The sequence below is a fragment of the Paraburkholderia lacunae genome, assembly GCF_003353175.1.
Classification (GTDB): domain Bacteria; phylum Pseudomonadota; class Gammaproteobacteria; order Burkholderiales; family Burkholderiaceae; genus Paraburkholderia; species Paraburkholderia lacunae.
In genome coordinates this window covers 25,594-47,744 of the sequence record NZ_QHKS01000003.1, presented here as the reverse complement: position 1 = coordinate 47,744, position 22,151 = coordinate 25,594, and the positions used below count along the sequence as shown (strand labels likewise).

Genomic DNA, 22,151 nt, shown 5'->3' with positions numbered 1-22,151 from the left:
AGATCCCGCACCTAAGCTGCACCTAAGCCACACCGAAGCCGCACCGAAGCCGCACATAAGCCACACCGAAGCCGCGCCGAAGCCGCACATAACCCAAACCTAAGCTGCACCCAAACCGCACCTAAGCGCCGCCGCGCTGTCGAACAGGAAACACGACTCGAAGGCGAGCAAAAAGCGCGGCGAACGCAGCGAAACAGCTAGCAGAACATCAACAACAGAACGCGAGCCGTCCGCGCCCCGTGGATGCGTTCGCACGCACCATCGAAACGGGAGGAAACATCATGCCGTGGTTCATCCTTGTGCTCGTCATCGGCGCGCTTGCACTCGTCTACGTTCAGGCACGCGCGTCACGGTGGCTTACCTTCATGATCGCGTGGGTGGCGGTCGCGCACGTCAGCGGCTCGGCGGGGCCGGCAGCGGCAACGCTGCTGACCATCCTGTTCGTGCTGCCGGCGCTGGTGCTGACGCTCGAGCCGCTGCGCCGCGCGTGGCTCACGAAGCCGGTGCTCGACAGCTTCCGCAAGATCCTTCCGGAGATGTCGCCGACCGAGCGCGACGCGATCGAAGCCGGCACCATCTGGTGGGACGCCGAACTGTTCTCGGGCCGCCCGCACTGGGACACGCTGCTCGGCTACGGCCCGGCCAGGCTGAGCGCCGAGGAACAAGCGTTCCTCGACAACGAATGCGAGCATCTGTGCGATCTCGCCAACGACTGGGAAACCACCATGGTGTGGCAAGACCTGTCGCCGCAAACCTGGCAATACATCAAGGATCAGGGCTTCCTCGGCATGATCATTCCGAAGCTGTACGGCGGCAAGCAGTTCTCCGCGTACGCGCATTCGCAGGTCATCATGAAGCTCGCGACGCGCTGTTCGGCCGCTGCCGTTTCGGTGATGGTGCCGAACTCGCTCGGCCCCGCCGAACTGCTGATGCACTACGGTACCGAAGAACAGAAGAACCACTATCTGCCGCGCCTCGCGCGTGGCGAAGAGATCCCCTGCTTCGCGTTGACGAGTCCTTACGCCGGTTCCGATGCGGCGGCGATTCCGGACGTCGGCATCGTCTGCAAAGGCACGTTTGAGGGCCGCGAGACGCTGGGGCTTCGCCTCACCTGGGACAAGCGCTACATCACGCTCGGCCCGATCGCGACCGTGCTCGGCCTCGCCTTTCGCGCGCTCGATCCCGACCACCTGCTCGGCTCGAACGAAGAGCCCGGCATCACCTGCGCACTGATTCCGACCAACCATCCGGGGGTCGACATCGGACGGCGTCACTGGCCGCTCAATGCCGTGTTCCAGAACGGCCCGAACTCGGGCAAGGACGTCTTCATTCCACTCGACTGGGTGATCGGCGGCCGCGCGCAAGTCGGCAACGGCTGGCGCATGCTGATGGAATGTCTGGCGGCGGGCCGGGCGATTTCGCTGCCGTCGTCGAATGTCGGGATGGCGAAGATCGCCGTGCGCGGCACCGGCGCCTACGCCGCGATACGCCGCCAGTTCCGCACCGCCGTCGGCGACTTCGAGGGCGTGCAGGAAGCGCTCGGCCGCATGGGCGGCAATCTGTATGTGATGGACGCCGCGCGCAGATTGTCCGCGCAGGCGGTGGACCTCGGCGAAAAACCATCGGTGATTTCGGCGATCGCGAAGTATCACATCACCGAGCGCGCCCGGATGGTCATCAACGACGGCATGGATGTCGCCGCCGGCAAAGGCATCTGCATGGGGCCGTCGAACTTCCTCGCGCGCGCCTATCAGCAGGTGCCGATCTCCATCACGGTGGAAGGCGCGAACATTCTGACGCGCTGCCTGATCATCTTCGGCCAGGGCGCGATCCGCTGTCATCCGTATGTGCTCGAGGAAATGGCCGCGACGCGCGAAACCGATCACGCCAAAGCGCTGCGCGCTTTCGATGCGGCGTTCTTCGGCCACCTGAGCTTCACACTGTCGAACGTGGTGCGCAGTTTCGTCTACGGCGTGACCGGCGGCGCGCTCATCGCGAGGCCGCGCACCGCGCATGCGCCGCTCTTGCCGTACTACCGCGCGGCGACCCGCATCTCGAGCGCATTCGCGTTGCTCGCCGACGTCTCCCTGTTCGTGCTGGGCGGCGATCTGAAACGGCGCGAACGCATTTCCGGGCGTCTCGGCGATGTGCTCTCGCAGCTGTACCTGATCTCGGCGACACTCAAGCGTTTCGAGGACGAAGGCCGTCACGAAGAAGATCTGCCGCTGGTACGCTGGGGCGTCGAAGATTCGCTGTACAAGGCGCAACAGGCGATCGACGGCGTGCTGGCCAACTATCCGAACCGCCTCGCCGCGCGCCTCGTGCGGGTGCTCGCGTTTCCGTTCGGCCTGCCGCATCGCGAGCCGTCCGACCGGCTCGGCACCGAGATTGCCGAGCTGATGCAAACGCCGGGCGCGGCGCGCGATCGTCTCGTGTCGGACTCGTACGTGCCGCATCCGGATGTCGATGCGCTCGGTTATGGCGAACTGGCGTTCCGGCTGACCCCGCGCGTCACGCAGATCGATCTGAAACTGCGCGACGCGGTGAGGCAAGGCCTGCTGGCGCCGATTCCGCAAAGCCTGCCGCAACTGGCCGCGTGGAGCGCCGCCGCGCAGCAAAAAGGCCTGCTCGACGCCGACGAACGCCAGGTCCTCGAGGACTACGCGCGCTATGGCGCGCAAGTCGTGAAGGTCGACGACTTCCCGGCCGACTTCGACATACTGGCCAGCTTGCAAAGGCGCAAGGAGGCGCTCGACAAAGCGCTGCAACTGGTGGCCTGAGGACTTCAAGACGGCAGCAAAAAAAGCCCCCTGCCGACACACAACGCATGCAAACTGACGCACATCCGATGAGGCCAGCGGAGCACGCTACCCTATGAACGATTCTTACCTGAACTTCGTCAACTCGCCGTTCGGCGCGCGACTCGCGCGCTCGCTCGGCTTGCCGAAGCCCGAAGTGCTGCGCCGCTATCGCGCCGACCAGCCCGAGTTCGACGGCCTCGTGGCGATCGGCGCGGGGCGCGAACCGCAGTTGCTGGAGACGCTCGCGAGCCTCGTCGCCAGTATCGGCATGACCAGCGTCGCGCACGAAAGCGCGGGGCTGTGGGTGCCGCTCGCGACTCGCCACGGCCTGATGACGGGCCGCTTCGAGCCGGCCGACGCCGGCTCGCACGGCCGGCTCAACGCCCTGCTGTTCGACGCGAGCGGCATTGCAGACAGCAGCCAGCTCGACCCGCTGCACGGGTTCTTTCACGACACCCTGCGCTCGCTCGGCAAGTGCGGCCGCATCGTCGTGCTCGGCCGGCCGCCGGAAGCCTGCGCGAGCCCCCGCCAGTGGACCGCGCAACGCGCGCTCGAAGGCCTCGCGCGCTCGCTCGGCAAGGAAGCGCGCCGCGGCATTACCGCGAATCTCGTGTATGTCGGGCAAGGTGCGGAGAACAGCAGCGAAGCGACGCTGCGGTTCTTTCTGTCGCCGCGTTCGGCGTATGTGTCGGGACAGGTGGTGCGCATCGACGCCGGCGGCGAAGCAGCGCCGGCGTTCGACTGGCAGCGGCCGCTCGCCGGCCGCCGTGCGCTCGTCACCGGCGCGGCGCGCGGCATCGGTGCGGCGATTGCGAGCGTGCTGGCCGCCGAAGGCGCGCATGTGATCGGCATCGACATCCCAGCCGCGCGCGACGCACTCGACGCCACCATGCGGCAATTGAACGGCACCGCCCTCGCCTTCGACATCGCCGCGCCCGAAGCGCCCACGCAGATCGCCGCGGCGCTCGACGAGCAAGGCGTCGACATCGTCGTGCACAACGCCGGCATCACCAGGGACAAAACCATCGTCAAGATGAGCGACGCCGCATGGCACGGCGTGATCGACGTCAACCTGTCCGCGCAGGAACGTATCGACGACGCGTTGCTCGCGGCCGGCACCTTGCGCGACGGCGGACGCATCATCGGCGTATCGTCGATCGGCGGCATCGCGGGCAATCTCGGGCAGACCAATTACGCGACCTCGAAGGCCGGCGTGATCGGCCGCGTGCAAAGCATGGCGCCGCAATTGCGCGGGCGCGGCATCACGATCAACGCGGTCGCGCCCGGCTTCATCGAAACGCAAATGACCGCGAAGATTCCGCTGACCATTCGCGAAGCCGGCCGCCGCATGAATTCGCTCGGCCAGGGCGGCCAGCCGGTCGACGTCGCCCAGGCCATCGCGTGGCTCGCGCATCCCGGCTCGGCGGGCGTGACCGGCCAGGTCGTGCGCGTGTGCGGGCAAAGCCTGCTTGGAGCGTGACCATGGGCGAGCCGGGTGATCCGTTCAGGAGCGCTCATGCAGCGAGCGCGGTGCGTCCGAAAACCGTCGTCATCGAACAATTGCCGGCGCCGGCAAAGCTGTATGCGCGCGCGTTGTCCGGCCTCGTCAAACGTGGCCGCGACACGCGCCTGCCGGCGCTGCGCCTCGTGCGCCCGGCCGCGCCGCTCGATCCGGCGGCGATCGGGCATTACGCGCGGGTGTGCGGCTTCATTCCCGAGCACGGTGTGCCGCTCACTTTTCCGCATCTGCTGGCCTTCCCGCTGCATCTGCTGATGCTGACCGACCCGGGATTTCCGTGGCCGGCGCTCGGGCTCGTGCATCTGGCCAATCACGTGCGGCTGAGACGGCCGATCGCGCATAACGACGTGCTGCGCGTCGAAGTCGAATTCGGCGCGCTGCTGCGTCACGACAAGGGTCAGGCGTTCGTGCTGCATTCGCGCCTGTACCGGCGCGGCGAGGCGGTGTGGGACGGCGACAGCGTCTATCTGAAGCGCGGCGTGCCGGCGCTCGGCAATCCGTTCGGCGCGCTCGAACTCGAGCACGCTGCGTTGCAGCGTCTGTCCCGCTGGCAATTGCCGCCGCAGCTGGGCCGCGACTACGCCCGCGTGTCCGGCGACTACAACCCGATTCATATGACGGCACTGTCGGCCAAAGCATTCGGTTTTCCGCGCGCGATCGCACACGGCATGTGGACGCTGGCCCGCGCCGCCGCCGCGCTGCAACCGCCGAAACCGCTCGCCGAAGCCACGCTCAGCGCGGAATTCAAGGTGCCGATGCTGCTGCCGGGCGAGGTGTCGTTCTGGAGCGCGTCGCCTTCGCTGATCGAGCGCGAGCTGGAAGTGCGCGATATCGCCGGAGAAAAACCGCATTTGCGCGGCCGCATGCAGTGGATGCTGCAATGATCTGGCTGTACACGGCTTCATGCTCCATGTCCGTTGCTTCGTAACAGCATGGAATTGAAGCCGTGTGAAATTCGTTTTGTAGTAAATACGCACCCGAAGAATACGGACTCGAAGCACTCGTCTTGCGCACCGTTCAATAGTTTCAATAACCAGGGAACGACCCAAAGGAGCCGAGCATGTCCAACCCGCTGCCCGCCGTGCGCCGCGTCGCCATCATCGGCGGCAACCGGATTCCGTTTGCCCGCTCGAACACCGCCTACGCAAGCGCGTCGAATCAGGACATGCTGACCTTCACGCTGCAAGGCCTGATCGACCGCTACAACCTGCACGGTCAACGGCTCGGCGAAGTCGCCGCCGGCGCGGTCATCAAGCATTCGCGCGACTTCAATCTGACGCGCGAAGCCGTGCTGTCCACCACGCTCGCGAAGGAAACCCCCGCCTACGACGTGCAACAGGCCTGCGGCACCGGCCTCGAGGCGGCGATCCTCGTCGCCAACAAGATCGCCCTCGGACAGATCGACGTGGGGATTGCGGGCGGCGTCGATACGACCTCCGACGCGCCGATCGGCGTCAACGAACGGATGCGCAAGATCCTGCTCGAAGCGAATCGCGGCAAGAGCACGGCGCAACGCGTCGGCGCGCTGAGCAAGCTGCGCCCCGCGATGTTTTTCAAGCCGCTGCTGCCGCGCAATGTCGAGCCGCGCACCGGGCTCTCGATGGGCGAGCATTGCGAGCTGATGGCCAAGCGCTGGAACATTTCGCGCGAAGCCCAGGACGTGCTCGCCTACGAGAGCCACCGCAGGCTCACCGACGCGTATGCACGCGGCTTCGTCAACGATCTGATGACGCCGTACCGCGGCCTCGCGCGCGACAACAATCTGCGCCCGGACCTGACGCTCGAAAAACTCGCCAGCCTGAAGCCGGTCTTCGATCGCGACGCCGGCACGCTGACGGCCGGCAACTCGACGCCGCTGACCGACGGCGCGTCCGCCGTGCTGCTCGCCAGCGAAGCATGGGCGGCCCAGCATGGCTTGCCCGTGCTGGCCTTTCTGAGCTGGTCCGAAAGCGCCGCGGTCGACTACGTCGACAAGCAGGAAGGCCTGCTGATGGCGCCCGCCTATGCGGTGCCGCGGATGCTGGCACGCGCCGGGCTCAGCTTGCAGGAGTTCGATCTGTACGAAATCCACGAAGCGTTCGCCGCGCAGGTGTTATGCACGCTTGCGGCCTGGCAGGATGACGAATATTGCCGCACGCAGCTCGGTTTGCCGGAGCCGCTCGGCGCAATCGATCGCACGAAATTGAACGTGAACGGCAGCTCGCTCGCCACCGGTCATCCGTTTGCGGCAACCGGCGGGCGCATCGTCGCCGGCCTCGCAAAGATGCTCGCGCAGCTCGACAAACCGGCCGGCACCGCGCGCGGGCTGATTTCGATCTGCGCGGCGGGCGGCCAGGGCGTGGTGGCGATCCTGGAACGCACACAAACTAACTAAGCCACTGCTTCAGGAGACAACCGATGATCCAGCCCACGCAAGCCCCGCCCTCTCCCGCTGCCGCACCCGCACCTTCGGCCAGTGCGCCGAACACCGACGGCATCTGGTACGCGTCGTATCCGGCAGACGTGCCGCATGAAATCGACGTCGGGCAATACGAGTCGATCGTGCAGTTCTTCGACGAATGCATCGCGCAGTTTCGCGAGCGGGTCGCGTATGTGAGCGTCGGCGCGAACCTGACGTACGGCGAACTGGGCCGCAAGGCGGCGGCGTTCGCTGCCTATCTGCAAAGCATCGGCGTGAAGCCGGGCGAGCGCGTCGCGATCATGCTGCCGAATACGTTTCAGTATCCGGTGTCGCTGTTCGGCACACTGAAAGCCGGCGCTGTGGTGGTCAACGTGAATCCGCTCTACACCGTGCGCGAACTCGCGCATCAGTTGAAAGACAGCGGCGCGCAAACCATCATCGTGTTCGAGAACTTCGCGAAGACGGTCGAAGACGCGCTGCCCGGCACCAGGGTGCAGAACGTTATCGTCACGGGTCTCGGCGATCTGCTCGCCGACGGCCTGAATCTGAAGGGGCGTCTGCTCAATTTCATGCTGCGCCACGTGAAGAAAATGGTACCGAAGTACGACCTGCCGAAAGCCGTGCCGCTGCTCGAAGCGCTCGCGATCGGCTACACCCGGCCGTTGACGCCGGTGCGCCCTGCGCACAGCGACATCGCGTTCCTCCAATACACCGGCGGCACCACCGGCGTCGCCAAAGGCGCGATGCTCACGCACAGGAACATCATCGCCAACCTGCTGCAGGCGAAGGCGTGGTCCGAAGGCCAACTGAGCGGCGACATCGAAACCGTGCTCACGCCGCTGCCGCTTTATCACATCTATTCGCTGACCGTGAATGCGCTGATCTTCATGGGACTTGGCGGGCGCAACATCCTGATCGCGAATCCGCGCGACATGAAGCGCGTGATGATGATCATCCGTCACGAGACATTCACCGGCATCACCGCGGTGAACACGCTGTACAACGCGTTCCTCGAAAACGAAGAATTCTGCAAGCGCGACTTCTCGAACCTGAAGCTCGCGATGGCCGGCGGCATGGCCACGCAGAAGTCGGTCGCGGACCGCTTCAAGGCGGTCACCGGCAAGCCGATCATCGAAGGCTATGGGCTGACCGAATGCTCGCCGATCGTCTCGATGAATCCGGTCGACCTCACCCATCTGCGCGATTTCGAAGGATCGATCGGTTTGCCCGCGCCGTCCACGCAAGTGCGCTTCAGGAAAGACGACGGCACGTGGGCGAACATCGGCGAAGCGGGCGAACTGTGCGTGAAGGGTCCGCAGGTGATGAAAGGCTACTGGAACCGACCGGAGGAAACCGCCAAGGTGATCGATGCCGACGGCTGGCTCGCCACCGGCGACATCGGCGTGATGGATTCGCGCGGCTTCATCCGTCTGATCGACCGCAAGAAGGACATGATCCTGGTGTCGGGCTTCAACGTCTATCCGAACGAAGTCGAAGACGTGATCGCCATGCATCCGGACGTGCGCGAAGTCGCCGCAATCGGCGTGCCCGACGCGGCGCAAGGCGAACGGGTGAAGGTGTTCATCGTCAAGCGCAATGCTTCGCTGACCGAGGAACAGGTGATTGCCCACTGCCGCAAGAACCTGACCGGCTACAAGGTGCCGAAACTCGTCGAGTTCCGCGACGAGCTGCCGCAAACCAACGTCGGCAAAATTCTGCGCCGTGCGCTGCGCGACGAGGAACTCGCGAAGCAAAAGCCTGCCTGACCGGCAACGCGCGGCCGCGCCGGCCCGCCACTCTTTCGGAGAGGTTCATGAAGTACAGCACGTCCGCACGCTCGCGCCGCTCGCCGGTCGTCATGCGCGTCGCCCGTTTACCGTCGGACGCCGCCGTGCCGCGTGTCTCGCTGGGCAATGCATTGCGTGCATTACGTGCACGTCGGGCATTACGTGCTGCTTCATTGCGCGCCGCGTTGCATGCCTTATCGCGCATCGCAGCGCGTACTCTGTCGATCGGCGTGCTGACGGCAGGGGCGGCAGGAATGACGGCCACGCCCGCCCTCGCGCAGGACGACGACACGCCGCCCACACTCGACACAGTCAGCACCGTCAAGGCCCCGGCCGCGCCATCGGCACAGGTCGGCAAACTTACGCTCGATCAACAGGTGAAGTGGCTGCGCGCCGCGCAGCAAAGCGGCGCGTTCGACAAGCTCGACGACGCGCAACTGGTCGCGCTCTTCAAGTCGCTCGATCCGCTCGCGTTGCCGCGCTACATCAAGGAAGGACCGAACGGCTATCCGTCGTACGAGTTCACGATGTCGCGCGCGGAACGCATTCGAGGCAAGTGGCCCGACAAACCCGATCACATGCTGGTGCGCATCGCGCACGACCCGCTGCGAATCTACGCGAAGTGGCTGCCCGACGGCGCGCACGCCGGCCAGGAAATCATCTACGACGAATCCAAACGCACCGACGAAATGTATGGCCACCTCGGCGGCCTGCTGAACGTGATGCCGCTGTGGACCTCGACCACCGGCGTGCTCGCGCGTACGCAATCGAACCATCAGGTGCGCGATCTCGGCACCGAGTTCATCGCCAATCAGTACCTCGCGGAAGGCAGGAAGTACGTCGAGACCGGCCTGCCCCGCTCGACCCAGATAGAAGCGAAAACGATCGACGGCGTACGCGTGATCGCCTTCACCTTCGAGTCCCCCACGGGCCAGCCGCAGTTCTACGCGAAGAAGGAAACGCTCGGGCTCGATCTGCGGCACCCGTATTTCCGCACGGTGGAGTCCTACGATAACGACGGCAGGCTCTTCGAGAAGATCGTCTTCGAAACCATTACGCCGAAAACGTTCGACGACTCCGCGTTCGATCCGAAGAACAAGGCCTACAAGTTCTAGCGAACGGGGCGCGGCGCCAGCACGAAGGCGACATGCGCGAAGCGCGCCTCCCCCTGCTCGTGGCTGTGTTCGATCATGTGCGCGCTGCGGGTTGCAAGCTGCGCGAGCACGAAGTAGTCCGATGCACGCGTAAGACCGATCAGTGACGGCCGGGTCGGTGCGCGCGTTCGACTGAGAAGCGGCGCCAGCGTCCCGTACCAGAGCGCGCCGATGTCATCGCCCGTTTCGAATGCGGGCAGCTTCATACGCGCGACGTAGTCCGCGAACGCAGGGCCGGCCGCGAGGGTGGAATCGACCACCGCCAGCGCATGGGGGCGAGCAGCCGCATCCGCGAGCCACGGCCACGCACCGCCCGCCGCGCTCGAAAGCCATGCGCCTGTCATCATGAAAGTGCGTCGGTCCATTGCTTCAATCCGCCACTTCAGCGCCACATCACCGCCACTTCACCACTCCGCCGCGCTCATCAGGTATAGCCGCGCCGGTCGCGCCACGCCGCCGGCCAGATGCCCTGCTTGCCCGGCGCGAGAATGCCGTTCGGGTCGAGCGCGTCCTTGAGCGTTTCCGAGAGCCTCAGTAATGCACCGTCGTTGAAACTGTACTGCGCCGCGGCGAAATCCATGTACGCAAGATGCGCGCGATATTCGCCGTAGCCGGCCGCGCGCGCATCGCTCATCAGCGAGCGCAACAATGCGCCGGCCTGCTCGACCTGATCCGCGTCGTTGCGGTCGAAGATCGCCGCAAAGATGTGATGCAGATGACGCTCGCCCGCCGTGAAGCCGCCGTAGTAATCGAAGCCGTATTCCGCGGCGCGCGCCTTCACCATGGTGTATTGGCGCAGCGCGTCGCGCCCGGTCGCCGGACAAATCGGCGCGAAGTCCACATGCGCGCCCGCGCCGCCGCGCCAGTCGAGCATGCGGAAGGCGCTCATCGCCGGAATGCCGGCGAGGTTGCGATCGCCGCCCGCGGTGGGTTGCGCGTCGCCGGCATAGCGTGCGGCCGAGAGTCTCGCCTCGCGGACGCGGGCGAACGCGCGCTGCACGATCGCATAGCGCGCGTCGATCAGTTCAGGGGCGCCGTACAGCGCGAAATGCAGATTCCAGCGGCCGACGTTCAGCTTGTCGAGCATCGCCGCCACCGCGCTTTCGGGCATCGCGCCCGTTCCTTCATACCACTGCCGACGCGACGACAAACCCGCGGCACGGCGCAGGCCGCCTTCGATCACCGCGTGATTGCGGATCGTTTCATCGAGGCGCAGCGGCCGCAAAATGTCGACGATCGCTTCGAGATCCTGCTCGTGACGAAACTGGATTTCGCCGAGCAGATATGCGGGCGGCGCCGGCATCAGCCACACGCCCAGCTTGGTGACGATGCCGTAGTTCGACTGCATGAACATCGCGTCGAACGACGGCCCGTAGCCCGGCTGATACAGCTGCCACGCCGTGCCGATTTCGATCCCGCCCATCCCCGTGCGCAGCACGTCGCCGTTGGCAAGCACCACCTCCATGCCGCACTGGGACGCCGCGTGATCGCCATACGCGGTGTAGCCGAAGCCGCGCTCGAGCGTATTGCCCACCACGCTGCCCCAACCCGCCGCGGGCGGATCGACCCATAGCTTGTAGCCTTTGTCGCGCAGATGCGCATACAGGTCGAAGTAACTGACGCCCGGCTCGACCAGCGCATAGGCGAGCGTCTCGTTCACTTCGATGATGCGGTTCATCCGTTGCAGATCGAGCACGACCGAGCCGGGCAGACGCGGCGCCGCGCCTCCGTAAGCGAAGTTGCGACCGGTCGAGACCGTCCACAGCGGAATGCGATATTGATTGGCAATGCGCAGCACCGCGCGAATCTCGTCGACGGATGCGGGCAGCAGCGCCGCGGACGCCGAAAACGCTTCCCGCTCGCCGGGCGCGAACGGATCGAGATACTCCGCGAGCCCCGCTGCCGAGCTCACCACCTGCGCGTCGCCGACGATCGCGCGCCAACCGGCGAGCGCGCGGTCGAACTGGGCGGCTGAAACTTTCGGCGGCAAGCTGCGTGTCAAAGCGTCTCCTTTGCGGCGCTATCTACCAGCGGCGTGTGGGTGGCGAATCAGCCGCAAATCAGCGGCGGCACGCTAACGACGCATCCCGCCACCGCCACTGTGCGACATGCCGCCCGCTCCGTGCATCGGCGGCACTTCGCCGCGCCAGTCGCCATGGCCGCCATGCCAGTCGCCGTGCCCGCCGCGCCAGTCACCGTGGCCGCCCATACGCACATGATCCATATGATGGTGATGATGAAAGCGGTCCACGAAGACGAACGACACGCCGCCTCCAAACACCACCGGCGGTCCCCAATACCACGGGTCGTAGTAATAGACCGGCGCCGGATACGACGCCAGCGCGGCGCCATCGCCTTCGACCATCTGCCAGGTGCCGTCCGGCTGCAGGCACGCGCGGCCGGTAATCTGCTGCATGACGCCGTCGATTTCCGCCTGCCCCGCGACGATGCGGCACGTCGGCGTGTCGCTCAACGGCGCATCGGCATCGGACTGTGCCGCACAGCCGGCGCTCAGACACAGACAACATACGCCGCAGCATAGCCCCGTGCCGAACTGATGGAAAGTAAGCATGATCTTGCTGCCTCGACGCGCCGGCGTTGCGACTCGCGAGAAGCGGGTCGACACCGTGAAGACCCCGTCGGTTTGCCTCGCTCCGGACCTTACCCGTCCCGTGCACGCGCCTGCGCGCCGCCGCTGCGGCATGGTCCTGCAACGTGTAAACGAAGCGCTGCGCGGCGCTATTCCGCCGGCGGCACGCGGACGGCGGGGGCTTTTTGTTACTACGTGTTGCAACGGTTGCAACGCGCGCGAGCGGATCGGCACTTGCCCCTTACCCTGCACACCGCGCTTACCGTGTTTGGCGCGCGCGACCGTGCTCGCGGCGTTACTGCCACGATTCCGGCTTGCCGCCGAGGGCGCCGCACACCTCGATGGCAATCGAGCGCAGCTTGCCCTCGGCGATCGGCCCGGACAGGGCGTAGCCCATGCGGTCGCTGACCCAGTAGAAGGTGCGCCGGTTGCCGTCGCGGAACAGGCGGAACGCGGTTTCGTCGCGCGAAATGCCGGTGATGTACAGCGTGAGGCGCGCGCCGCTCCGGTTCTCGTACATGAACTGCGCGGCCGGTCCCGCTTCGCCGGGCAACAGCCGGCCGCCCACCAGCGAATATCCGTATTCCTGCAATGACGGCACCGACAACGGCCGGTTCAGCCGCTTGGACAGCCAGTTGATCAGATGCTCTTCCTCGCTCGCGGCGATTTCGACCGGATGACGCCGCTCAGGCGTATAAACCGCATACGCGATGTCGGCGCGCCGGGCAAAGCTGGCCACCGGATTGCCACCGAAACCGCTCAAGCCGTCCCATGCCCCGCCCGTCAGACGCGGCGCGAGCGGCCCCAACGCCAGCGCGAGACCCGCGCCGGCCGCCAGCCAGCACGCCGCGAGACCGGCGCGCCGCCACCAGGGCGGCGACGGGCGCACCACGATGAAAACCGGCTCATCATGCTCCGGCGCGCCGCACATCGCCTGCAACGCCGATTTCTGCGCGCGCCACGCGGCCACCTGCGCGGCGGCCTGCGAGTGTTGCGCCAGTTGCGCCTCTACCGCGGCGCGCTGCCCGGCTGGCAACTCGCCGTCGACAAACGCCGACAGCGCTCGCAGATCGAGCCCTTCGGGCAGTCCGGAATCGGGGTCGTCATTGTTCATCACGGATTTCTCACTACTTTCAGCGGCGGATTATTTGTTCGCGCCGGACCTTCGGTCAGCAGCACGCGCATGTGTTCACGCGCGCGCGACAACCGCGACATCACCGTACCGATCGGCACGCCGAGCGCGCTCGACGCCTCCTGGTACGTCAACTCCTCCACGCAGACGAGCAGCAGCACTTCCCGTTGCTCGAGCGGCAAGCAATACAGCGCGCGCTGCAAATCGCGCAGCACCAGACCGTCGACTTCGCCGTGCGGCGCCTCGAGATTGCGCCACGGCGCGCTTTCGTCGTCGACGGCAATCTCGCGGCGTCCGCGCAACTGATCGATGTACAGGTGCCGCAGGATCGTCAGCAGCCACGCGCGCAGGTTGCTGTTCGGCCGGAACGCCGCCCAGCGCGCGAGCGCGCGCTCCGCCGTATCCTGCACGAGATCGTCGGCCCAGGCGCGGTCGCCCGTCAGTGCGCGCGCATAGCGGCGCAACTGCGGGAGCCACGAAATCACTTCCGCTTCGAATTTCACCCGGCGTGCGAATGCTCAGTAGCCGCCGCCACCGCCGCCGCTGCCGCCGCTACCGCTGGGGCTCGACGCGCTGCTGTCGGTCGCCGAGGTGCAGCCGCTCGTCGCGAGCGAACCTAGCGCCAGCGCGAATAGCACAAACACGGTGGAAAGAATGCGGATTCCTTTCATGGTCCATCTCCTATTGACGTTTCGACCGGCGCAGCCGACGGCCGGCGGGGCCAGGCCCCAGTCGGCCGCGCGCGAAACGCAGCGCTGCCATGCTGACTTAACGCGAGCCGATGCCGGTTTATTCCGTGCGTTCGGCGGCAGGCGCCATCTTTTCCCGCCATCTGCGCCGGCGGCGCGTCACCACCATCACGGAAGGCGCCATCCGTGCGCAGATTCGTAACTCAACGTTACAGCCAATAGTTATCAGATGCTTATGTGCGTGCAAGCCGTTATAGTGGACGCAGTTCGCCCGCCGACGCGTTCCGCCCCCACACAGGGTAGAATCGCGGCGAACAACCGTCTTTCTAACCTGAATTGTCCATGGCATCCGCAGAATCGCATCCGCAAAACGACTTCATGAACGCAGCGCGCAAGGAACGAAAGCGCGTCGAAATCTACCTTGTCAACGGCATTCGCCTGACGGGGTGCATCGAGTCGTTCGATCAGTACCTGGTGATGCTGCGCACGCCTGTCGGCCTGCAAGGCATCTACAAGCGCGCGATCTCGACGATCCAGCTCGACACCGGCACGCGTCCGGCGCCGCGTGCCGGACGGCCTGCGCACGGCGAGCACACCACGCGCGGCCCGCACGGCTCGCGTGAACCGCGCGACCATCGTGAGTCCCGCGAACCGCGTGAACCACGCGAGTCGTACGGCGCACAGCCGTCGCCGGACCGGCCGGCATCGTCCGAGCGCGGCAGCCCGTCGGATGGACCGGTGGTCGTGACGCGCCGCCGGCGCCTGTTCGGCACGGGCGGCGGCGAGGGCGGCAACCATGGCAACGGTAATCATGGCGGCGGCAACGGTGGCGGCAACGAATAAGCTGTTTTGACGCAGCGGCAGGCTAATCCGAAGGATAGCCGAGCCGCTGCAGAATCCTTTCCAGCCGCATGTTTTGCCGCTGCGTCATTTCGAATCTGCACTTGACCGCCAGCAAGCGGCGCCGCCAGTAGCCGGCGTCCAGCATGCTCAGCGCCGGTTGCCGCGTCGCCCAATCCAGATGAGCCAATTCAGCTTCCACCACGTGTGACGCATTGAAGCGCTGCGTCGGTGCAGGGGTCTTGGGTTCCATGTTTTCGCGCTGCCTTGTTATTGCGCTGCCCCGTTGTGGAGACGCCGTCGGGCGGCATGCGGTTGTTGTCGGCCTCGATGCGGCCGGCATCGAGCCAATTGCCGTGTTGCTCGTTGCCTTTTGTCTTTCTGTCTTTTGTCTGACGACACACTGGAAGACGAGGTGGAACGGTCCGGTTTTAATTCCGCTTTTCTTTTTCTAATCGCGTGCTTGAACTGCGCGGGCGGTTCTTTTGAAGGCAATGCTTACCGGCGTTGGGGGAAATGCTTCGCTGGCCATGCGGCAGATGGCCGGTGGGTTTGGCATTGGGCTATGCTGGACTAACGACACTTTCAAAGCGGAGCACGTCATGTCCAAGCCGAAGCCGCATGCATCCGATGTCAAGGTCAAGGGAGCGGAGCCGCTCGCTGGGTCCGCTGATAGCCGCCTCGATGAGGCACTGGAGGAAAGTTTTCCTGCTAGTGATCCGATTGCTGTCGACATCACGGATCCACATCATATGCCGGCCGTGCACTCGCCGCAGGCCGGTAAGAAGCGGCATTAGAGCAGCTTCGGGCGGCGCTCGGCGCGCCGACCCGGTACTTCCAAAACCGTTGCCGCCCCCGTCCCTGCCGGTCCAATCGCTCTCTTTCAGTGCGACGGCAAGCCCGATTCCAATTGGCGCTGCAGTTCGCGTACCTGGCGCTGCGCTGCGCGCAGCTGGTCTTGTGCCGCGGCCTTCTGTTGCGCCAGCGCCGTCGCTTCGGCGCGGGTTTGCTGCTGCTGGCTCGTGACAATGTTCTGCTGCTGACGCGCGACGGTCAGGTCAGCCTGCAAGCGGTTTGCCCGTTCTTGCGACAACGCGATCATCCGCTCCGTGAACGCTTTTTGCGCTTCGAGCTGCGTGCGGCGAATCTCGACCTCGGACAGTTGCAGTGTCTGACGGGCAAAATCCTTGTAGATCATCTCGGCACGCGTCGCGTCCTGCGTCTTGATGACACGCCAGAAATTCTTCTGCTGGAACAGCGCGATGTAGTAAGTCATCTCCTTGCCGTAGAACAGCAAGCTCGCACCGTAGCTGCCGTTGTACGTCGTGCGCAATTCGCTCAGATCGGACCCGCGAATCATCTGCTGCAATTCCGCCACATTCCCCGCGGCGGATTGCTTCGCTTCGTCCGGCGTCAGCGCTCCCGTCTGCGCCGGCGGAGTCGCCGGCAATGCGGTTGTCGTGCCCGGCTGGGCAACGACGCCAGCGCTCGCCCCGCTATCCGGCAGAGCCTGCGCATAAGCGCCCTGCACGGCCCCCAACGTGATCCATACGGCGAGAGCAATCCGCCGTAATTTCGACTTTCGGTCCATGTAATTCCTGCTTGAACAGTCTTTGTTTTAGTACAACCGTCTCATTATTACTCACTTTCGCGTGTTTCGGGCTCTTCGTCAAAAATTTGATACTTACGCATCTTCTCCCACAACACCTTGCGGCTGATGCCGAGGTACAGCGCCGTGTCCTGCCGGCGCCAACTGTTTGCGTCGAGTGCGGCAAGCACGCGGTTGCGCTCGGCCATGTCCCATTTGCTGCGGTCCACGAGCACTTCGGCGGCGCTCTCGGCGGGCACAGGCTGGCTGGTGCGCGCGAGCGCCAGCAAGCGTTGCAAGCGCGCCGCATCCCAGGCACCGATCTGACGCACCGTCACGCCGATGCGCTCGGCGAGGTTGCGCAGTTCGCGCACATTGCCGGGGAAATAGGTGTCGGCGACAGCGTCGGCCAGCCAGTACGGCAGGTCGGGCAACGCAGAGAGCCGCTCCGAGCCGACGATCTGCGCGATGAACGCCTTGAAGATCGCGATCTTGTCGACCGCGCCCCGTTCTTCCAGCGACGGGATCTTCAGCTCGATCACCGCGAGCCGGTAGTAGAGGTCGGCGCGGAAGGTGCCGTCCTTGACCAGTTGCGGCAGATGCTTGTTGGTCGCCGCCACCAGCCGGAAGTCGAGTTTCACCGGCGTAGCCGAGCCGATTCGCGTGACCGCGCTGTCTTCCAGTACGCGCAGCAGCTTGACCTGCTGGTAAAGCGGCAGATCGCCGATTTCGTCGAGGAACAGCGTGCCGCCGTCGGCCTGCTCGAAGTAACCTTTATGCGCGACCACCGCGCCGGTGAACGATCCTTTCGAGTGGCCGAAGAACAGCGACTCGAACAGCCCGTCAGGAATCGCGCCACAGTTCACCGCGACGAACGGACCTTGTCCGTAGCGGCTGTGTTTGTCGTGCAGCAGTTGCGCGATGCGTTCCTTGCCGACGCCGGTTTCGCCGTGCACGAGCACGCTCGTGTCGCAGTCGGCAAAGGTGTCGACTTCGTGCAGCAGCGCCTGCATGCACTCCGAGTTGGCGATCATCGCGTCCGACTCGTGCGTCTTGGCGCTATGCGCGCGCAATTGCAGCACGAGCTTCATGACCATCCCGCGCAACTCGGCGCAGGTGAAGTCGAGCGGCAGGACGTGCGAATACTCGGACGGGTACATCGCCGGATCGTGGTCGCGCGGCGCGGCGCCGACCCAGACCACCGGGATACCGTGCGCGACCTGCCAGTCGCGCAGGACCAGCGCGCCGCTGTCGATCACCGAAACGCTGATGATGGCGAGGGACGGCCGTAGCGCGGTCCGTTCAGGCGAGATCGCGATATCGTCCGCGCGGATCACTTCGACGTCGAAGCTCGCCATGCAGCGCGCAACCCGGTCGACGATATCGGCCTTGCCTTCCCAGACGTAGATATCGAGTTCGTCGATTTTGGTGGTGGTTCTCATCTTGTCATGGTTACGCTAGTTGACCAGTTGCGAGACGCCGCATGTCAGCGACATGTTGTGGACCGTCGCGGTGCCGACCTGCGCGCCCAACAGTGAAAGCGTCGGGACGAGTACGGTGTCGAGCAGGGCGAAGACGGTTTGAAGCAAGGGCGTCAAGGCGTTCGCTACGCCGGAAAGAATGGGTGAAAGGAGCGCGGACAGATCGACTGAATGATTCAGAAGCGAGACGTCCAATGCGCCAGGCAATGCCGCGAGCAATTGCGTGGTCAGTACGGACGCGTCGCTGCCGAGCGCGTTGGAGTTGGCGCTCCTCGTCGCGTCGAAGCTGCCGGACGAGCCGTCGAACACCAGCGGCGTGGTTGTGCCAGGGGCGAGTTGCATTGGACCGATGCCGTTCAGTACGACATTGGCCACCTGCACGTTAGCGCCGAGTATCGTCGTCGAGACCGATGCCACTTTGATCGCTCCGCCACAGGACGAGTTGGCGCCGAGGCAGACCGATGCAATACCCGGCGCAACCTGAATCGTGGCCGCGGTAGCCGCTTTGGTGCTTTCACAATCGACTGAGCTTAGCGTCGCCGTGCCTGGCGCGACAGCCAACGACACCACGAGCGGCGTACTCAGCGCGGAGACCGAAACCGAGAGCACGGACGGTAGCCCCAGGGTAAGCGAGCTGAACAGCGGCAAGGGCGACAGACTGACATCCGCGTTGATCACCGCCGTGCGCGCTTGCGTGCGCGGTGTGGATACGCCGTTGAGCATGTACGTGCCACCCTCACCCATAGCCAGCGCCGGCGGATTGATGATCCGCAGCGAAACGCCGGCCACGCCTGGCAAACCAGCCGCTACATTGATCAGCGGCGCTTTGCTCGCCGTGCCGTCCGGACTGCGCTGAGCGATCTGCGCGGCGACCATCAACGCGTCGAACACGTTGATGGTCGCAGTCATTGCGGAATTCGGGTTGGCGAGCCCCAGCGCCAGCAGCCCGGGTGCGGACGTTCCGCCGTCGCCCACGGTAATGTTCTGGCCGCCCGGAACAGCGACAGCCAGCGTCTGCAAAATTGCCGCATTGATGGTGTCTCCGCCCGCCTGCAATGCTTTGACCATGGCAACGGTCAGCGACTGGTAACTCACCGTTGTGTCGAGCAAACCCTGGACTGTCGAAACGCCCAGCGCCACCATCAAATCCTGAATCTTGATATGCGCCGTCGCAAGACTTTGCATATCGCCGACGCTGAGCGACACGCTGGTTTTCAACAATCCACCGAGGATCGCGTTGAGCAGCGCCGACTGCTGCGTGTTGATCGTCGCAATGCCGGTACCGAGGGAGAACGAATCGATGTTGGATGCCAGCGCCGTCGCAGTCGCCGTTACGTTGCGTTTGCCCACGAGGAAGAAATAAGGCACAACCTGCGTTGCCTGCACCTGGACCGCATTGAGCGGGTTGCCGCTCGTACCGAAGTAAGTATTGGAACTCGTATCCCAACGTCCGCAGGTCGTGTTCAGCGTCATGGTGGTGCCGTCAGCCGAGAAACCGTTAGCGGCGGCGTTCTGTTGCACAGCCGTCGTCGCCGTGGCACATCCGCCCGAACTGCTGATGACCTGGACGCCCGCCATCGCCGCCAGATCCGCCGTGCGCTGCAACTGCCGCCGCGCGAAATACACGTTGCCCACGTCCAGCGCGCCTAACGCCGCAAGCGCGATGCTCAGCCAGAGCGCCGCCAGCACCGCGACCGCGCCATGCTGACGGCGATGCCTGGCACGCACGGCAAGCATTGCCACGCCGCCACGCTGCCTGGAGTGCAGACGCCGACAGCGAGCGGACAGGTCGACGGATGATTGACGCCTACGCATGTCAGTACCCGCCGCCACCGCCACCGCCGCCGAGTCCGCCCGACGTGCCGCCGCTCCCGCCGTTGCCGCCGCCAATGCCACCGCCATTGCCGCCACCGCCACCGTTATTCAGCGCCGACCCATACAGTTCAGGAATCCTGCTCTTGAACGATTCCATGTAGCGCCGGTAAGCCAGTCCGGCTTCGGCGCCGAGCATCGGCAGCGCTGGCGCGGCTTGCGTGTTGCTGCTTTGCAGCTCGAGCCATGCACGCGTCGCGTGTCCCACCTCGCTTGCCCGCATCGGCGGCTGGGCGGGCTGAGCGGGCTCGTCAGTCTGCGCGAAGGCTGCCGTGGCCACGCCCATCATCACGCCGACGGCTAGCGTCGAAATGATCCAGACCCGCTTCGTCGATCTGTTGTTCATATCCGTTCCCCTGATTACGCGGCCGGTCACTGCGCAAAGCGTTTCAGCAGGCGCGGCGCCGGTTCGATGCCCTGCGCGCTCGCGACTGTCCCCGTGCCGGCACTCATACCCGCACCGGCCTGCCCGGCCTGTTGTTGTGTCTGCGCTTGCGGACCACGCGCTTGCGCACGCTCCGCCGCGGCCACCTTCGCCGCATCGCTGCGAATCGCGGCGCGCACATCGGGCGCCAGCTTCTGCTGATTCATCACCGCCAGCGCCCGCGCCTGGTCGCCGTTGGCGAGCAGATAGAGCGCAACGTTGCTGACGATCTTCGGATTGTTCTGATCGAGCTCCGCGGCCTTCATCAACGGCACGCGCGCGCCGTTCACGTCGCCGTTGCGCAGCCGCGCATAGCCGAGGTCCGACAGGGTCACCGCGTCGGTCGGCGCGAGTTGCGCGGCCTGTTGCAGTGCCTGCGCGGCGCCCGCGAAATCGCCCGCCGCGCCGGCGATCAAACCGATGCCGCGGTAACCGCGCGCGGCCAACGGCGTCTTCAGCAATTGTCCGTAGGCGGCGATTGCGGCGGCCGGCTGATCGGTCATCCGCAGTGCATCGGCGCGCAGCAGATTCGTATCGGGACTCGCGCCGTACTGCTTTTCGTAGGCGTCGATGTGCGCGAGCGACGCGAAATACAGCCCTTGCGACTGCATCTTGTCGATCAGTCCGAAGTACATGCCGGGGGTGTCCGGCGCGGCATCGCGATTGGCCTTCTGGGCCAGCATCGCGCGCTCGGCCTGCTGGCCGATGCCGTAGCCGATGCCGTCTTTCGACGCGCACGCGCCGAGCAGTACCAGCGCGGCCAGCGCCGCGGTGCGGCGCGCGGCGCCATAGGCCGCGTGGGCAGGAGAATCGAACAACAGAGAGTGAGCCATGGCAAGAATCCTTAATGCTGCCGCGCCGAGAGCAACGACTGCGAGACAGCGAGCACGCCGGGGCCGGCCGTGACGATCATCAGCGCGGGCAGCAGCGTCAGGATCATCACGCCGGTCATCTTCACCGCGAGACGGCCGATGCGTTCGCGCAGCATCGCCCGGCGCGTGTCGCGCAAGCGGTCGCCGAACTGCTTGAGCGGTTCCTGCACCGCGCCGCCGTGCCGGTCGACCTGCACCAGCAGACGCACCACGGCGCGCAAATCCTCGTTGTCGTAACTCGACGCCAGACGGTTGAGCGATTGCTCGCGGGTGCGGCCCGCGGCGAACTGGCGCTGGGCGATTTCCAGTTCGCTCGACAACACCGGCAACACGCTGCGGAAATCGCCGACCAACACCTGCAAACTCTGATCGAGCGACAAGCCGACACCTTGTAGCAGGCGCAGCAGATCGACCAGCAACGGCAATTCGTCGACCACGCCGAGGCGGCGTTTGCCGGCGCGCCGCTTGAGGACGATCTTCGGCAGCATGAAGCCCGCCACGATCGCGATGACCACCAGCAACAAGTAGCGCTCGCCATCCAGGTATTCGCGCGTCAGGACGCCCGCCAGCACCGGCAGCACCAGCGCGCCCAGGATCCGCGCCACCAGAAACAGGCCGCGCGTGCGCGTGTCCACGAAGCCGCACTGCTCCAGCAGGCGGCGGTCTTCTTCGGCGACGACCTGGCGGCCGAACGGCGTGTCGAGCCAGCGGACCCCGGTGAGCGCGAAGCGCTCGAGCAGGCCCTTGAAGCCCTTCGGCGGCAGGTTGCGCGCGGCCGCCGCTTTCGCCGCTTTCGCCGCCCCCGGCGCGCCGTCAGCGCCACGTGCAGCCGCGGCGGCGGCCAGCGCCGCGCTTTGCTGCGCGCGTTCGTCGAGCGCATGCCGGAGCGTGCGCTCGCTGCGCCGCACGGCGGCAATGCGCGCCAGCACCAGCCCGGCGATCAGCAGCAGCGCGAGCGCAGCCAGTGCGAGCGCGAGTGCGACGAGTTGATGGACTTGCAT

The 22,151-nt window shown here is 65.5% G+C and carries 21 protein-coding genes; 8 read left to right on the top strand and 13 right to left on the bottom strand.

Annotation, left to right across the window (positions count from 1 at the left end; all coding sequences use genetic code 11):
• Positions 1–281 precede the first annotated feature (281 nt).
• The 6 genes from DLM46_RS05020 to DLM46_RS04995 all read left to right on the top strand — a co-directional run bounded on the left by DLM46_RS05020 (position 282) and on the right by DLM46_RS04995 (position 9,623).
• Positions 282–2,780: an acyl-CoA dehydrogenase gene (locus DLM46_RS05020; RefSeq protein ID WP_115099982.1), complete on the top strand. Its 2,499-nt coding sequence runs from the start codon at positions 282–284 to the stop codon at positions 2,778–2,780.
• Between the two features lie 94 nt (positions 2,781–2,874).
• On the top strand, positions 2,875–4,281 hold the full coding sequence (locus DLM46_RS05015; RefSeq protein WP_115099679.1) for a 3-oxoacyl-ACP reductase: 1,407 nt from the start codon (positions 2,875–2,877) through the stop codon (positions 4,279–4,281).
• 2 nt (positions 4,282–4,283) lie between these two features.
• Positions 4,284–5,204 (top strand): MaoC/PaaZ C-terminal domain-containing protein, encoded by a 921-nt coding sequence (locus DLM46_RS05010; protein WP_115099678.1) that lies wholly within the window; start codon positions 4,284–4,286, stop codon positions 5,202–5,204.
• A 176-nt stretch (positions 5,205–5,380) separates the two neighbouring features.
• The gene (locus DLM46_RS05005) at positions 5,381–6,694 is read left to right on the top strand and encodes an acetyl-CoA C-acetyltransferase (protein ID WP_115099677.1); all 1,314 of its coding nucleotides are present in this window, start codon (positions 5,381–5,383) and stop codon (positions 6,692–6,694) included.
• Between the two features lie 23 nt (positions 6,695–6,717).
• The gene (locus DLM46_RS05000; RefSeq protein WP_115099676.1) at positions 6,718–8,487 is read left to right on the top strand and encodes an AMP-binding protein; all 1,770 of its coding nucleotides are present in this window, start codon (positions 6,718–6,720) and stop codon (positions 8,485–8,487) included.
• A 47-nt stretch (positions 8,488–8,534) separates the two neighbouring features.
• On the top strand, positions 8,535–9,623 hold the full coding sequence (locus tag DLM46_RS04995) for a DUF1571 domain-containing protein (RefSeq protein WP_425273962.1): 1,089 nt from the start codon (positions 8,535–8,537) through the stop codon (positions 9,621–9,623).
• On the opposite strand, the gene DLM46_RS04990 is transcribed toward DLM46_RS04995, so the two are convergent.
• The 6 genes from DLM46_RS04990 to DLM46_RS39290 form a co-directional block, all read right to left on the bottom strand.
• Positions 9,620–10,027 carry a hypothetical protein gene (locus DLM46_RS04990; protein WP_115099675.1) on the bottom strand — a complete coding sequence of 136 codons (408 nt, stop codon included), beginning with the start codon at positions 10,025–10,027 and terminating at the stop codon, positions 9,620–9,622. The two genes, DLM46_RS04995 and DLM46_RS04990, sit on opposite strands and share 4 nt — an antisense overlap.
• A gap of 59 nt (positions 10,028–10,086) precedes the next feature.
• Positions 10,087–11,664: an FAD-binding oxidoreductase gene (locus DLM46_RS04985; protein ID WP_115099674.1), complete on the bottom strand. Its 1,578-nt coding sequence runs from the start codon at positions 11,662–11,664 to the stop codon at positions 10,087–10,089.
• A 72-nt stretch (positions 11,665–11,736) separates the two neighbouring features.
• Positions 11,737–12,234 carry a hypothetical protein gene (locus DLM46_RS04980; RefSeq protein WP_115099673.1) on the bottom strand — a complete coding sequence of 166 codons (498 nt, stop codon included), beginning with the start codon at positions 12,232–12,234 and terminating at the stop codon, positions 11,737–11,739.
• A gap of 313 nt (positions 12,235–12,547) precedes the next feature.
• Entirely contained in the window at positions 12,548–13,366 is an 819-nt protein-coding gene (locus DLM46_RS04975; protein ID WP_115099672.1) for an anti-sigma factor, read from the bottom strand.
• A complete protein-coding gene (locus DLM46_RS04970; RefSeq protein ID WP_115099671.1) occupies positions 13,366–13,887 on the bottom strand; it encodes a sigma-70 family RNA polymerase sigma factor in 522 nt (173 codons plus the stop codon). Before DLM46_RS04970 ends, DLM46_RS04975 begins: the two co-directional genes overlap by 1 nt.
• 15 nt (positions 13,888–13,902) lie before the next feature.
• Positions 13,903–14,055 (bottom strand): hypothetical protein, encoded by a 153-nt coding sequence (locus tag DLM46_RS39290; protein ID WP_165847910.1) that lies wholly within the window; start codon positions 14,053–14,055, stop codon positions 13,903–13,905.
• Positions 14,056–14,415: 360 nt separating this feature from the next.
• Between DLM46_RS39290 and hfq the strand changes: the two genes are divergently transcribed.
• Positions 14,416–14,916 carry an RNA chaperone Hfq gene (hfq, locus tag DLM46_RS04965; RefSeq protein ID WP_115099670.1) on the top strand — a complete coding sequence of 167 codons (501 nt, stop codon included), beginning with the start codon at positions 14,416–14,418 and terminating at the stop codon, positions 14,914–14,916.
• A gap of 22 nt (positions 14,917–14,938) precedes the next feature.
• On the opposite strand, the gene DLM46_RS04960 is transcribed toward hfq, so the two are convergent.
• The gene (locus DLM46_RS04960) at positions 14,939–15,166 is read right to left on the bottom strand and encodes a hypothetical protein (RefSeq protein WP_115099669.1); all 228 of its coding nucleotides are present in this window, start codon (positions 15,164–15,166) and stop codon (positions 14,939–14,941) included.
• Between the two features lie 349 nt (positions 15,167–15,515).
• Here DLM46_RS04960 and DLM46_RS04950 point away from each other — a divergent pair, with 349 nt between their 5' ends.
• Positions 15,516–15,710 (top strand): hypothetical protein, encoded by a 195-nt coding sequence (locus DLM46_RS04950; RefSeq protein WP_115099980.1) that lies wholly within the window; start codon positions 15,516–15,518, stop codon positions 15,708–15,710.
• 86 nt (positions 15,711–15,796) lie between these two features.
• Here DLM46_RS04950 and DLM46_RS04945 read toward each other — a convergent pair whose 3' ends face one another.
• The 6 genes from DLM46_RS04945 to DLM46_RS04920 form a co-directional block, all read right to left on the bottom strand.
• Positions 15,797–16,504 carry a DUF2968 domain-containing protein gene (locus tag DLM46_RS04945; RefSeq protein ID WP_115099667.1) on the bottom strand — a complete coding sequence of 236 codons (708 nt, stop codon included), beginning with the start codon at positions 16,502–16,504 and terminating at the stop codon, positions 15,797–15,799.
• Positions 16,505–16,551: 47 nt separating this feature from the next.
• Positions 16,552–17,943: a sigma 54-interacting transcriptional regulator gene (locus tag DLM46_RS04940; protein WP_115099666.1), complete on the bottom strand. Its 1,392-nt coding sequence runs from the start codon at positions 17,941–17,943 to the stop codon at positions 16,552–16,554.
• Positions 17,944–17,958: 15 nt separating this feature from the next.
• Positions 17,959–19,719, bottom strand: coding sequence for a TadG family pilus assembly protein (locus tag DLM46_RS04935; RefSeq protein WP_244305835.1), 1,761 nt, complete (start codon positions 19,717–19,719; stop codon positions 17,959–17,961).
• Positions 19,720–19,798: 79 nt separating this feature from the next.
• On the bottom strand, positions 19,799–20,200 hold the full coding sequence (locus DLM46_RS04930; protein WP_133300299.1) for a DUF3613 domain-containing protein: 402 nt from the start codon (positions 20,198–20,200) through the stop codon (positions 19,799–19,801).
• A 26-nt stretch (positions 20,201–20,226) separates the two neighbouring features.
• On the bottom strand, positions 20,227–21,111 hold the full coding sequence (locus DLM46_RS04925) for a tetratricopeptide repeat protein (protein WP_115099665.1): 885 nt from the start codon (positions 21,109–21,111) through the stop codon (positions 20,227–20,229).
• An 11-nt stretch (positions 21,112–21,122) separates the two neighbouring features.
• Positions 21,123–22,151: a type II secretion system F family protein gene (locus DLM46_RS04920; RefSeq protein ID WP_115099976.1), complete on the bottom strand. Its 1,029-nt coding sequence runs from the start codon at positions 22,149–22,151 to the stop codon at positions 21,123–21,125.